Origin of the sequence: Nocardia exalbida NBRC 100660 (assembly GCF_000308575.1) — a bacterium.
GTDB lineage: Bacteria > Actinomycetota > Actinomycetes > Mycobacteriales > Mycobacteriaceae > Nocardia > Nocardia exalbida.
On sequence record NZ_BAFZ01000156.1, the window covers coordinates 30,812 to 42,884 of the forward strand.

Genomic DNA, 12,073 nt, shown 5'->3' on the forward strand with positions numbered 1-12,073 from the left:
CTCGCTGGTTGGGGCGAGGCAAAAGGGGGATAACCCGCGAAAGGGCCGGATGCGAGCACGGGCATGCGGCCGTGCGACCGCTGGAAGGGGCCGGGATGGTGTCGAGCACGCTCGCCGCGCTGTACCAGGCGTCCGCGCCGGAGCCGCCCGGTCTGCTGCCCGCGCGCCAGCAGATGGCCTTCTCGCTGGGCTGGCATATCGTGCTGGCCTGTTTCGGGGTGGCGTTTCCCGCCATGATCTACGTCGTGCATCGCCGGGGAATCGTCCGTGCCGACTCCGTCGCCCTGGGGTTGGCCAAGCGGTGGGCGACGGTGTCGGCGATCCTGTTCGCCATCGGCGCGGTCTCCGGGACGGTCCTCAGCTTCGAGATGGGCTTGTTGTGGCCGGGGCTGATGGGCCGCTACGGCGACGTGCTCGGCTTGCCGTTCGCCTTCGAAGGGCTCTCGTTCTTCATCGAAGCGATCTTCCTGGGCATCTACCTCTACGGATGGGGCCGCATGCCGCCGCGCAGGCACCTCGCGATGCTCATCCCGATGGGCGTCGCGGGAGTGGTCGGCACATTCTGCGTGGTCAGCGTCAACGCGTGGATGAACAATCCGACCGGCTTCCGGCTCGTCGACGGCGAGGTGACCGACGTCGATCCGTGGCGCGCGATGTTCAACGACGGCGTCTACCTGCAGTTCGCGCACATGTGGGTCGGGGCCTTCATGGTGGTCGGGTTCCTCGTGTCGGGTGTCTACGCGGCAGGTCTGCTGCGGGGACGCCGCGACCAGCACCATCGGCTGGGGTTCACCGTCCCGTTCGTCTTCGCGACCGTCGCCGCGGTCGCGCAACCTCTCATCGGCCACGTCCTGGGGATGCGGGTGCACGACACGCAACCGGCGAAGCTGGCCGCGTTCGAACTGGCCGCCACCACCGAGGGGCCCGCCCCGCTGAGATTGGGCGGCGTGCTCGTCGACGGTGAGGTCAGGGGAGCGCTCGAGATCCCTCGGCTGGGTTCGATCATCGCTCGCAACTCGCCGACCGCACCCGTCCCCGGCCTGGACTCGGTCCCCGTGGAGGATCGGCCCCCGGTCAACATCACCCATCTCGGCTTCCAGACCATGGTCGCCATCGGCACCCTGCTCGCGCTCATGGTGATCGTGTTCTGGTTGCTGCGCTGGCGGCGCCGCGACCTGCTGGCCCGGCGCTGGTTCCTCCGGGCGGCGGTGGCCGCGGGGCCTCTGGCGATTCTCGCGCTCGAATGCGGCTGGATCGCCACCGAAGTAGGCCGCCAGCCGTGGACGGTGTGGCAAGTGCTGCGTACCACCGACGCCGCCAGCATGAGCAACGATCTGTGGTGGAGCTACGTCAGCGTGTTGCTGGTGTATATCGGGATGACGGCGGGCGCGATCGTCGTCCTGCGCTCCATGGCCCGCCGCTGGCGCACCGGCACCGCGACCATCACCGCTCCGTACGGGCCGGGAGCGTCACCGGTCGACCAGGCGCAGCGCGCTCGCAGCGTCGGAAAGCCCTGACCGATGGATCTCTCGGACGTGGTCGCGACGGCGATGTTCATCGGGGTGGTGCTCTACGCACTGTTCGGTGGCGCGGACTTCGGCTCCGGATTCTGGGACCTGACCGCGGGCGGCCCCCGGCGCGGCAGCCGCCTGCGGGTGCTCATCGACCACAGCATCGGACCGGTGTGGGAGGCCAACCACGTCTGGCTGATCTACATCCTGGTGTTCCTCTGGACCGCCTACCCCGCGGCGTTCGCCGCCATCATGACCACCTTGTTCATCCCGATGAGCCTGGCGCTGCTCGGAATCGTGCTGCGCGGGGCGAACTTCGCCTTCCGCAAGTACTCCGCGACCCTGGGCCAGGCGCGCCTGTTCGGCGCCTTGTTCGCCGGTGCGTCACTGATCACGCCGTTCTTCTTCGGCACCGCCGTCGGAGCGATCGCCTCCGGGCGGGTGCCCGCCGAGGGTTACGGCGACCCGGTGCGTTCGTGGCTGAATCCGACCTCGCTCCTGGGCGGCACCCTGGCCGCCGGAACGTCCGCCTTCCTGGCCGGAGTCTTCCTGACCGCCGACGCCGCACGTTCCGGTGATGGCGCCCTCGCCGGCTATCTACGTTCCCGCACGCTGATCGTCGGTGGGGTGACCGGGGCGGTCGCGATCGCGGCGATCCTCCCGATCCGCCATGACGCACCGACCCTCGGTGCCGGGCTGCTCGGACGCGCCCTGCCGCTGATCGCACTCTCGGCCGCCGCGGGCGTGGCCACCCTGGTGCTGCTGTACCGGCGTCGCTTCGGGTGGGCACGGGTGCCTGCGGCGGCGGCGGTCGCCGCGATCGTCATCGGATGGGCGGTCGCGCAGACGCCGTGGATCCTCGTCGACCAGATGCTCATCGCGGATGCCGCGGGCGCCAGGGCGACCCTGCTCGCACTGCTCGCCGTCGTCGCCCTCGCCGCCGTGACGGTGCTACCCGCGTTGGCCTACTTGTTCTGGCTCACCCAGACCGACGCGTGGGTACGCGAGCAGCCCGTGTCACCGGAAGAGGCGTAGGACACCGCCGGTTTGCGCGCACCTCGCGACGGATCCGCGAAGTGGTACCGAAAGAACGGTTTGTTTGTGGCCGCGGGTGGTATCCGCTGCACGTATCGGTTCGACAGCGCGGTCGTGCCGGTACGCTATCGGGGCATCCCCGCTGCTCGACGACCGGCCGGTTCGACGTTGTCACGAATACTTCGCGCCGCACGAGACGAGATGCCCTCTTGCAGAGGATGAACGGCGCGAAGGATTGCATCGTGATCGAGGACATGAACATGCCCATCACCGACGACGACGACCGAGACCGGATCATCTGGCCCGAGTCCAGCGCTTCGAACGCGTGGTGGGCGGATGTCATGGGCCACCGATTCCCCCGAACCCAGACCGCGACCTCGAGTTGACCTCGCCCCGGCCCGCTCCGATCGCAGCTGCGCCGCTCAGCCGCGACTCCGGCGTCGCCTCGGTGCGGGGCCGGTGTGCGCCGCGTCGCGGCGGTAGCCCTGGTCGTCGGACCGTCGTCGCCGCGGCGTGGATAACCGTCGGCGCCGAGGGTGGTCACATGAACCGCCCACCGGTCACCTCGAGCACGGTCCCGGTCATATACGACGACAGATCCGAAGCCAGGAACAGTGCGACGGAGGCGATCTCGCTCACCTCGCCCGCCCGCCCGAGCGGAATCTCGGCCATCTTCTGATCCCACACCTTCTGCGGCATCGCCTCGGTCATCGCGGTGCGGATCAAGCCGGGCTGGATCGCGTTGACGCGCACGCCCAGGTGCGCGAGTTCCTTGGCGGCGGCCTTGGACAGGCCGACGATGCCCGCCTTGGCGGCGGAGTAGTTGGTCTGGCCCGCCAGCCCGATCTTGCCCGACAGCGACGACATGTTGACGATGGCTCCGCTGCCACGCTCTCGCATGATCGCGCCGGCCAGCCGGGTGCCGTTCCAGGTGCCCTTGAGGTGCACCGAGATCACCTCGTCGAACTGGTCCTCGGTCATCTTGCGCATAGTGGCGTCGCGGGTGATCCCGGCATTGTTGACCATCACGTCGACCGGGGAGAACGACTCCGCGGCCGCGTCGAGCAGGGCCTGCACCTCCTCGGCGACGGTGACATCGCAACGTACGCCGCGTGCGACGGCCGCGCCGCCGAGACGTTCGGCCGCCTGCCCGGCGGCGGTCCCGTCGATGTCACCGACGACGACGCGGGCGCCCTCGGCGACGAATCGCTCGGCGATCGCGTAACCGATTCCCTGTGCGGCGCCGGTGATCACGGCGGTCTTGTCTCGTAGCAGTGGGCCGGTCATGACTTTTCCTCACGGTGGTCGGTCTCGGGGACATCGCCGATGTGCGCCGGATGCGCCGGGCGCGTCCGATTATCGGCTTATCGACCATGATCGACGCCCGCCGCGGCGTCGGCGGGGTCGGTCGCCGACACGATGCACCCTGCCCAGGTCGGCTCGGCCCGGCCGGGGGCAGGGCGGAGACGGGGTCGAATCCGGCGGGGGTGGATGCAGGGTTGCCGGTACGACCGAGGCGTCGGCTGCTCGAGTCCGGTGAGCACCTCGCTGAGGGATCCCGCCTCGAAAGCGGGGACGACCTCACCCATCACCTTCGTGGTCGCTGCCGCCGTGCAGCGCCCCGCCCTTGCCGCGGCGCCAGCGCGACGACCATCACCCGTGCATATTCGAAGCAACGGTTGTGGCCACCAGGGGAGCAGGCGTACTACGTGCCGGAGTTTTCGGGCTCCGGTGAACGGTGCAGGTTGCGCAGTTCGTCGATGATCTCGATCGCCGTCAGGGGAGATGTCGCGGCGCCGTGGCGGATCCGGGCGGCGAGGCCTGCCGGGCAGCCGGGGCCCGGCCTGGACGTGGTGGCGCATGCCGTGCAGCCCTCCACGGCACCGGCCAGATGGGCTTCGACATTGCGCGCGTCGAGCGCGGCGATCAAATCGAGCCCGCTCAAGAAGTTGATCGGCATGTCGATGAGTTCCTCTTGCTGAATGTCCGATCGGGCGTGCGAGTCGCACGTGTTCTGTTCCGGCCGTCTTCATGCCGCACAGCCCGACTCGATCGAGGCGGGACGGGCTGCAGCGGTGTCCGGCGGGTGAATCCATTGCGCGGCCGACGGCATTGTCGGCCTGCCGACGTCGTTGTCGGGGCGGATGTCCGGTGACAGCGTTGTCGTTCGGACGAGGAGCAGCGCGCGTATGTATAGGCTCCGCATCGGTAATGTAACAGATGGATATACCTATTGGGAACCCTCCAGCAAACTATGCCTCGGCGGCGTAAAGGCACGGCTAGGCGAGGTGATGCGTGGGCGTGACGGTGCGGATCCGAAGCAGGATGTCGAACCAGTCGCCCACTCCGGCGCCGGCGATGTGATGGTCCGCGTCGCGGTCGCGGTGGTAGGTGCCGATGATCAGGCGCAATCGGGTCGGTCGGTGTAGCCATCGCCGTACCGGGCCGGGCGGCGCTGTGCGCAGGTCCAGTAGATAACCGGCGTGGCCGGGATGGTCCAGCGCGCTGTCGGCGAACTCGGGCGACGGAGCCGGAACCGTCAGATCCGCGCGCAACTCGCCGGTGTGAAACGCGATCGCCAGGGACAGATAGCCGGTGCCGAAGCGCTTGCGCAACAGGAATCCGGTGGTCGGGAACTCCTGGGACATCGCCGCGATCGTCAGCCGGGGGGCGACCGCGGTGTTCGAGATCCCCTCCCAGTACGCGATCCGCTGTCCGGTGCGCTCGTGCCAGGCGGCGATTCGGTCGGCGGCGTCCGCGGCCTCGGCGGCGAAGTCGCGGCGCCCGGACGCGGTGCTGAATTGGTGGTATCGCACGATGAGCCGCGCCGCGTCGAGCGCCGCGGGTCCGCCTGCGGCCCCTGGTAGCGATTCGACCAGCGCCAACGCGTCCCTGGCGTGGTCGACGAACGGTCGGCCGGGATGGGTGCCTCCGGCCCGCTGGAGATGCTCGCCCACTCGGTGCGCGGAGACTATCGGGTCGTAATGCGCTCGCAGGTCGTCGAGCCGGTCCGGCGCCACGGTGGCGACGAAGTCGCGGACCTGCGCGTAGTGCGCAGGCTTGGCCGCTTCGGGCGTCAATCCGAACAGCCGCACGGGATCGTCCGGATGCGCGCGGTTGAACTCGCGTAACCACCGCAGTACGGCGAGGGTCTCGGTATTTCGCCAGGGAACCCACGCGTCGCCGAGTAGTTCCCGGGGATCGCCATGGCCGGTGCGGGTGTAGTCGTCGAGAGCTGCGACCACCGTCTCGTCGTCCAGCAGAGCCAGCGCCCGGAAGCCCTTCCGCTCCACCAGCGTCCGCAGGACCCGGTGTGCGGTGACGGATACTTCGTGCCCGGCCCGGGTGGTCATGCCGATGCCGGCGACGACAACGTCTTCCATCAAGTCGGCGAGCGCGGGCAGGGCCCCGGGTGACCTGTCGTCATGCGGCACGTCGAACGGTTCCGCCGCGTCACGAAGCCACTCGGCGACCTCTGCGGTATCGGATTTTCGCTGCGTCATCATGCACTCCCGGCGGTTGAACAGCTGCCTGCGCCGCGGGACGTGACCCGAAGCCCAAAGCGCCTTTGTCATCAAATCTAATTATGTTTGATGACAAATTAAATTGGCGGTCTGTCGATGTCAATCGCGGGGAGTCGATCGCTCGGACCGGCGGCGCTGGGGTTGAGGGTTGCCGAGCGGGTGCTGCCTCGGCGTCCGCGCTTCCTGCCGCCGGAGGCGCTGCCGCGTTGCCGAGCGGGCGGCGCGATGCGCGGGCACCGGTCGAAGGCCGGAAACGCGAAGGCACGGTGTCCGCACCTTGGTTCACCCGACGGACGTCCGGCCTTCGGGCCGGGCGGGGTTCGACCGTCCTCGTGGCCTCCAGGCGCCGTCCGTCCGGGAAAAGTCGTTCAGGAGGTGGGCGTGCCCAACAGCCGGGCCCGCCGGGTGAGGGTGAGCCCGATTCCCTCGGCGGCAGCGCGGACCGCTGCCGCGTGGTTCTCCGGATGGAACCGGTGGGACGGCCCCGCCACGCTGATCGCGGCCACGACCTGGTCGGCCTCGCGGACCGGGGCGGCGACGCACACCAGGCCGGGAGCCGATTCCTCGAATTCGAAGGCCACGCCGTCGGCCGCGATCCGATCGAGCTGGTTGCGCAGCGTGCCGGGCAGGATCATCGTCCGCGGGGTGTGGCGCCGAAGCGGTCCTGTCAGTACCTGGTCGCGCAGCGCCGCGTCGGCGTTGGCCAGCAGGACCTTGCCGATGGCCGTGCAATGCGCCGGCATGCGGCCTCCGATCCGGGACGGGGCGCTGGCCTGACGACGCCCGCCGATCTTGGTCAGGTACACGACATCCGTACCGTCCAGAACGCCGAGATGCACGGTTTCGTGAATGCGAGCGTTCAACTCCTCCAGGAACGGAATCGTCACCTCGAGCAGACTGCGCTCCACCGACGCGCGCATCCCGAGCTCGAACAGATGCCCGCCGAGCCGATACCCGGCCTCGGTGCGGTCCAGCAATCGCACCGCCACCATGTCCGACAGCACCCGGTGCAAGGTGCCCTTCGGCATCCGGGTCCGCCGCGCGAGTTCGGCCAGGCTCAACGCGGTGTCATCGATCGAGAACGCCTCGAGCACCGCCATGGTCTTGCCCAGAACGGTCGAGCCGTCTACCGCACGACCGGCAGCCGCAGATGACACCGTCGACCTCCAACCCTTCGGCCGATTCACTCTACTCGGATGGCGTTCGGCTCAGTGGAACGCATCGCTGGCGGGCCGCTCCCGCCTGCGGCGACAGTGGGATCACCGTTCCATACTTCCTCACGAATTCCGGGATCCCGATGCCAACACCTCCATGCCTTGATCGACCTTCGGCGGACACCGCCACGATTGCCGCCGCCGACCTGCTCGGCGCGGCGGCCCGCTCCGGCACCCCGTGCGCGCCGGTGCGCGATCTGATCGGTTCCGACGATGTGGCCGCGGCATACGCGGTGCAGGAACTGCTGACCGCCGAGCGCGTCGCGGCGGGTGCCGAGATCGTCGGGCGCAAGATCGGCTTGACCTCACCGGCGGTGCAGCGCCAGCTCGGCGTCGATCAACCGGATTTCGGAGTGTTGTTCGACGATATGTACTACCCGCAGGACACACCGGTACCGCTGAGCCGCTTGCTGCAACCGAAGGCCGAAGCCGAGGTCGCGTTCGTGCTCGCCGCGGACTTGGTGGACGGCCCGCTCGATGACGAGCAGATTCGCGGCGCGGTCGGCTACGCCGTGGCCGCGCTCGAGATCGTCGACAGCCGCATCGCGGGCTGGGACATCACGTTCGGCGACACCGTCGCCGACAACGCCTCCAGTGGCCTGTTCGTCCTCGGCGCCGAACATCGCACGCTCGATTCCTTCGACCCGGTCTCGGCGCAGATGCGCATGTCGATCGACGGTGTCGAAGTGTCCACGGGAACCGGCGCCGCCTGCCTCGGCGATCCGCTGCACGCCTTGGCCTGGCTGGCGCGGACCACTCGCGAGTTCGGCCGTCCCCTGCGTGCCGGGCAGATCGTTCTCTCCGGAGCGCTCGGACCGATGGCCCCGATTCAGGGCCCCGCCACCGTCACCGCCGACATCACCGGACTCGGCGCGGTGACCGCGACCTTCATCAAGGAGTGAGACCATGAACGACAACCCCGCCAAGCTGAAAGTCGCGGTGATCGGGTCGGGCAATATCGGCACCGATCTGATGATCAAAGTGATCCGGCACTCGACGGTGCTGGAGATGGGCGCGATGGTCGGCATCGACCCCGAATCCGACGGCCTCGCCCGAGCGCGCAGGTTCGGCGTCCCGACCACCTCCGATGGCGTCCAGGGCCTGCTGGAGCTGCCGAACTTCGACGAGATCGACGTGGTCTTCGACGCGACCTCCGCCAAGGCCCACGCCGCGCACGCCGCGGTGCTCGAACCGCTCGGCAAACGCCTGATCGACCTGACCCCGGCGGCCCTCGGCCCGTTCGTCATACCGGCGGTGAACCTGGACGAACATCGGCACGCCCCCAACGTCAACATGGTCACCTGCGGTGGCCAGGCGACCATCCCGATCGTCGCCGCCGTCTCCCGCGTGACGCCGGTCGCCTACGCCGAGATCGTCGCGTCCATCGCGTCGAAGTCGGCGGGGCCGGGCACCCGCGCCAATATCGACGAGTTCACCGAGACCACCGCGCACGCGATCGAAGCGGTCGGCGGCGCCCGGCGCGGCAAGGCGATCATCATCCTCAATCCGGCGGACCCGCCGCTGATCATGCGCGATACGGTGCTGTGCCTGATCACCGCGCACGACTCCGGCACGCACGAGGCGATTCGCGAGTCGGTGGAGCAGATGGTCGCCCATGTGGCCACCTACGTGCCCGGTTACCGCCTCAAGCAGAAAGTTCAGATCACCGCCGTCCCGCAGGATCAACCGGTGCACACCCTGCTCGGCCCCGACGCGGCGGCCGCGCCCACCCATCAGGTGACGGTCTTCCTCGAAGTCGAAGGAGCCGCCCACTACCTCCCGGCCTACGCGGGCAACCTCGACATCATGACCTCGGCGGCCGTGCGCTACGCCGAATCCATCGCCGACACGATCGCCGCCGCACCGGCAGGACAGGAAGCGCTCCGATGACCACCCAGCTGTTCATCCAAGACGTCACCCTTCGCGACGGCATGCACGCGGTGCGCCATCGCATCACTCCCGACGACGTCGGGCGGATCGTCGCCGCGCTCGACGCGGCGGGGGTCGACGGCATCGAAGTCGCCCATGGCGACGGCCTCGCCGGAGGCAGCTTGAATTACGGCCCGGGGAGCAACACCGACTGGGAGTGGATCGAAGCAGCTGCCGCCAATCTCACCCACGCCAGGCTGACCACGCTGCTGTTGCCCGGTATCGGCACCATCGAAGAACTGAAGCACGCCTACCGGCTCGGCGTCCGGTCGGTGCGCGTGGCCACCCATTGCACCGAAGCCGATGTGTCCGCCCAGCACATCGCCACCGCACGGGAACTCGGCATGGACGTCTCCGGATTCCTGATGATGTCGCACATGGCCGAACCGGCTCGCCTCGCCGAACAAGCGAAATTGATGGAATCCTATGGGGCGCATTGTGTCTACGTCACCGATTCGGGCGGCCGGTTGACCATGAACGGCGTCCGCGACCGGGTCAGCGCCTACCGTCAGGCACTCGATCCGGGCACCGAGATCGGTATCCACGCGCACGAGAACCTCTCGCTGTCGGTGGCCAATTCCGTGGTGGCGGTCGAAGAAGGCGTCACCCGGGTCGACGCCTCGCTCGCCGGCCACGGCGCGGGAGCGGGCAACTGCCCGATCGAACCTTTCGTCGCTGTCGCCGATCTGCACGGCTGGAAGCACAACTGCGATCTGTTCGCTCTGCAAGACGCCGCCGACGACTTGGTGCGGCCGCTGCAGGATCGCCCGGTGCGCGTGGACCGCGAAACCCTCACGCTCGGCTACGCCGGGGTCTACTCGTCCTTCTTGCGGCATGCCGAAACCGCGTCGCGGCGCTACGGCATCGACGTGCGCACCATCCTGCTCGAGGTGGGACGCCGCGGGCTGGTCGGCGGGCAAGAGGACCTCATCGTCGACATCGCGCTCGACCTGTCGGCCGGCGCCGGCGGGTAATCGCCCGGATATCGCCGGGGCGGTGCGGGAGCCTCTCCGGCGCTTCCTTTGCGCGCGTGCGAGACTCGCTTCGATGCTCACCTACTTTCAAGCGACTGTCATCGGTGCGGTGCAGGGGGTCACCGAACTCTTCCCGATTTCCAGCCTGGGTCACTCCGTGCTGGTCGCAGCATGGCTCGGAGGCGATTGGGAGAAGCTGACCGGCGAAGGCGAATCCGGCACAGGCACACCGTATCTGGCGTTCGTGGTGGCGCTGCACGTGGCGACGGCGGTCGCGCTGCTCGGCTACTACTGGCGGGACTGGTGTGCCATCGTCGCGGGTTTCCTCACCACACTGCGAACCGGGCGCCTCGACACCATCCCGCAGCGGCTGGCGTGGCTGATCGTCATCGCCACCGTTCCCGTCGGCGTGCTCGGCTTTCTGCTGGAACATCCCTTGCACGCCTTGTTCGGGGCGCCGATCTACGCCGCCGTCTTCTTGGCGCTCAACGGTGTCGTGCTGATCATCGGTGAGGGACTGCGCCGACGGAACGAACCGTCCCTGGCCGAATACGGTCGGCGGTTCGCCCTGCGGCAGTCCCACAGCGGCACTCTCACCGCCGAGGCGGAGCCTCGCCGCCAATCCGACCGGCCATTGGCCGCCCTCGGGCCGAGGGACGCCCTCGGTATCGGCTTCGTCCAAGTCGGCGCGCTGCTGACCGGTTTCAGCCGGGCGGGCCTGACCATGGTCGGCGGTCTGTGGCGTGGTCTCACACACGAGCACGCGGCGAAATTCGCCTTCCTGCTGGCCACTCCGGCGATCCTGGGCGCGGGACTGCTGGAGATACCCGAGCTGGTCGGCCCGAAGACCGACGGCATCCGGGGGCCGGTGCTGGTCGGCGCCCTCGTGTCCGGGGTGTCGTCGTGGCTGGCGGTGCGGTTCCTGGAGCGGTACTTCCAGACCCGCACGCTGCTGCCGTTCGCCGTGTACTGCCTCGCCGCCGGGGCCGTCTCGGTCGTCCACTTCGGCTGAGGTCTCCCTCCGCCGGGCGATCGAGTGACCGAGGTGTGATCAACTGGCCTCCCATTCGTCGGCCTGCGCTGCACCATCGGTGTCCAGGATGACCGTCGCGCCGACGGTCCCGCCTGCGATCAGTTCGATCAGCGCGGCGGAGGATCCCGGTTCGCCGCTGGGCAGGATCTGGGATTCGTAGGTGAGTTCGGCGTGGTCGCGCAATTGCGCGGCGGCCGTGGCCAAGTCGTCGTAGCTGAGGGTCCGATCGCCGAGGAAAGCGGTGTCGCTCCCGCGCAGTGTGCGGGTGCGGTGGGCGTAGGTGACCGGGCGGGGTGATTCGGCGGCGATCTCCGCGACGACGGTGGGGTCGTCGAGGGCGAGCCAGTCGACCGTGTCGCTGGACCGGCTGTCGCCGAGCGTGAGTCCGATCTTGATCTCGAACTCATCGGGCAGCTGTGCGTCGAGTGCGTCGACCGGGACCACGGCGGCGCCGGTTTTGAGTATCGCCCAGGTGGCGATGACCGCTTCGATGCCGCGATCCAGCCGCACCGCCACGCCCGCGCCGGGGCCGCAGCCGCGCGCGATCAGCACGCGCGCCAACCGCGACGAGCGGATTTCGAGGTCGTGGTAGGACACGTCGATATCGTCGACGACGACGGCGGGGGCGTCCGGGTCGTCTTCCACCGCGGCCACGAGTGCCTGGGCCAGTGTGGTGCCCGCCGTCGTCGCCGCTGCCTGCGGTGCGGTGGCGTCCGTTCTGGTTGTGATGCGTTCCCGTTCGGTTGCGTCGAGGATGTCGATGTCGCCGATGGGGGTGTGGGGGTTGGTGGCGATGGTGGTGAGGATGCGGTGGAGGCGGTGGCCGAGGGTTTGGATGGTGGTTTCGTCGAAG

Annotated in this window: 12 protein-coding genes; 7 read left to right on the forward strand and 5 right to left on the reverse strand. The window is 68.8% G+C overall.

The window, feature by feature from the left end:
• Window positions 1-95 precede the first annotated feature (95 nt).
• The 3 genes from ON29_RS30450 to ON29_RS36215 all read left to right on the forward strand — a co-directional run bounded on the left by ON29_RS30450 (window position 96) and on the right by ON29_RS36215 (window position 2,932).
• Complete coding sequence (locus tag ON29_RS30450) at window positions 96-1,517, forward strand: cytochrome ubiquinol oxidase subunit I (protein WP_051175774.1); 1,422 nt, start codon at window positions 96-98, stop codon at window positions 1,515-1,517.
• Window positions 1,518-1,520: 3 nt separating this feature from the next.
• Window positions 1,521-2,546, forward strand: coding sequence for a cytochrome d ubiquinol oxidase subunit II (locus ON29_RS30455; protein WP_040871603.1), 1,026 nt, complete (start codon window positions 1,521-1,523; stop codon window positions 2,544-2,546).
• A gap of 242 nt (window positions 2,547-2,788) precedes the next feature.
• Window positions 2,789-2,932: a hypothetical protein gene (locus ON29_RS36215; protein WP_157172948.1), complete on the forward strand. Its 144-nt coding sequence runs from the start codon at window positions 2,789-2,791 to the stop codon at window positions 2,930-2,932.
• 154 nt (window positions 2,933-3,086) lie between these two features.
• On the opposite strand, the gene fabG is transcribed toward ON29_RS36215, so the two are convergent.
• The 4 genes from fabG to ON29_RS30475 all read right to left on the reverse strand — a co-directional run bounded on the left by fabG (window position 3,087) and on the right by ON29_RS30475 (window position 7,170).
• Window positions 3,087-3,833, reverse strand: a complete 747-nt coding sequence (gene fabG, locus ON29_RS30460) for a 3-oxoacyl-ACP reductase FabG (RefSeq protein WP_040871605.1) — start codon at window positions 3,831-3,833, stop codon at window positions 3,087-3,089.
• Between the two features lie 418 nt (window positions 3,834-4,251).
• The gene (locus ON29_RS30465) at window positions 4,252-4,506 is read right to left on the reverse strand and encodes a hypothetical protein (RefSeq protein ID WP_040871606.1); all 255 of its coding nucleotides are present in this window, start codon (window positions 4,504-4,506) and stop codon (window positions 4,252-4,254) included.
• Window positions 4,507-4,825: 319 nt separating this feature from the next.
• Window positions 4,826-6,121: an erythromycin esterase family protein gene (locus ON29_RS30470; RefSeq protein ID WP_083864167.1), complete on the reverse strand. Its 1,296-nt coding sequence runs from the start codon at window positions 6,119-6,121 to the stop codon at window positions 4,826-4,828.
• A gap of 317 nt (window positions 6,122-6,438) precedes the next feature.
• Window positions 6,439-7,170, reverse strand: a complete 732-nt coding sequence (locus ON29_RS30475) for an IclR family transcriptional regulator (protein ID WP_051175776.1) — start codon at window positions 7,168-7,170, stop codon at window positions 6,439-6,441.
• A 197-nt stretch (window positions 7,171-7,367) separates the two neighbouring features.
• Here ON29_RS30475 and ON29_RS30480 point away from each other — a divergent pair, with 197 nt between their 5' ends.
• The 4 genes from ON29_RS30480 to ON29_RS30495 all read left to right on the forward strand — a co-directional run bounded on the left by ON29_RS30480 (window position 7,368) and on the right by ON29_RS30495 (window position 11,199).
• Window positions 7,368-8,186 (forward strand): 2-keto-4-pentenoate hydratase, encoded by an 819-nt coding sequence (locus ON29_RS30480; RefSeq protein ID WP_040871609.1) that lies wholly within the window; start codon window positions 7,368-7,370, stop codon window positions 8,184-8,186.
• A gap of 4 nt (window positions 8,187-8,190) precedes the next feature.
• Window positions 8,191-9,174, forward strand: coding sequence for an acetaldehyde dehydrogenase (acetylating) (locus ON29_RS30485; RefSeq protein WP_040871611.1), 984 nt, complete (start codon window positions 8,191-8,193; stop codon window positions 9,172-9,174).
• Window positions 9,171-10,187 carry a 4-hydroxy-2-oxovalerate aldolase gene (gene dmpG, locus ON29_RS30490; protein ID WP_040871612.1) on the forward strand — a complete coding sequence of 339 codons (1,017 nt, stop codon included), beginning with the start codon at window positions 9,171-9,173 and terminating at the stop codon, window positions 10,185-10,187. Before ON29_RS30485 ends, dmpG begins: the two co-directional genes overlap by 4 nt.
• Before the next feature lie 73 nt (window positions 10,188-10,260).
• Entirely contained in the window at window positions 10,261-11,199 is a 939-nt protein-coding gene (locus ON29_RS30495) for an undecaprenyl-diphosphate phosphatase (RefSeq protein ID WP_040871613.1), read from the forward strand.
• A gap of 39 nt (window positions 11,200-11,238) precedes the next feature.
• Here the strand turns inward: ON29_RS30495 and ON29_RS30500 are convergent.
• A partial coding sequence (locus ON29_RS30500) for an AMP-binding protein (protein ID WP_040871615.1) occupies window positions 11,239-12,073 on the reverse strand: 835 nt, incomplete at its 5' end.

Excerpts from the sequence above, each read along its gene's own strand:
- ON29_RS30470 (WP_083864167.1), bottom strand. The coding sequence starts at position 6,121 with ATGACAAAGGCGCTTTGGGCTTCGGGTCACGTCCCGCGGCGCAGGCAG.
- ON29_RS30475 (WP_051175776.1), bottom strand. The coding sequence starts at position 7,170 with ATGGCGGTGCTCGAGGCGTTCTCGATCGATGACACCGCGTTGAGCCTG.
- ON29_RS30480 (WP_040871609.1), top strand. The coding sequence starts at position 7,368 with ATGCCAACACCTCCATGCCTTGATCGACCTTCGGCGGACACCGCCACG.
- fabG (WP_040871605.1), bottom strand. The coding sequence starts at position 3,833 with ATGACCGGCCCACTGCTACGAGACAAGACCGCCGTGATCACCGGCGCC.
- ON29_RS30485 (WP_040871611.1), top strand. The coding sequence starts at position 8,191 with ATGAACGACAACCCCGCCAAGCTGAAAGTCGCGGTGATCGGGTCGGGC.
- ON29_RS30450 (WP_051175774.1), top strand. The coding sequence starts at position 96 with ATGGTGTCGAGCACGCTCGCCGCGCTGTACCAGGCGTCCGCGCCGGAG.
- dmpG (WP_040871612.1), top strand. The coding sequence starts at position 9,171 with ATGACCACCCAGCTGTTCATCCAAGACGTCACCCTTCGCGACGGCATG.
- ON29_RS30465 (WP_040871606.1), bottom strand. The coding sequence starts at position 4,506 with ATGCCGATCAACTTCTTGAGCGGGCTCGATTTGATCGCCGCGCTCGAC.
- ON29_RS30495 (WP_040871613.1), top strand. The coding sequence starts at position 10,261 with ATGCTCACCTACTTTCAAGCGACTGTCATCGGTGCGGTGCAGGGGGTC.
- ON29_RS30455 (WP_040871603.1), top strand. The coding sequence starts at position 1,521 with ATGGATCTCTCGGACGTGGTCGCGACGGCGATGTTCATCGGGGTGGTG.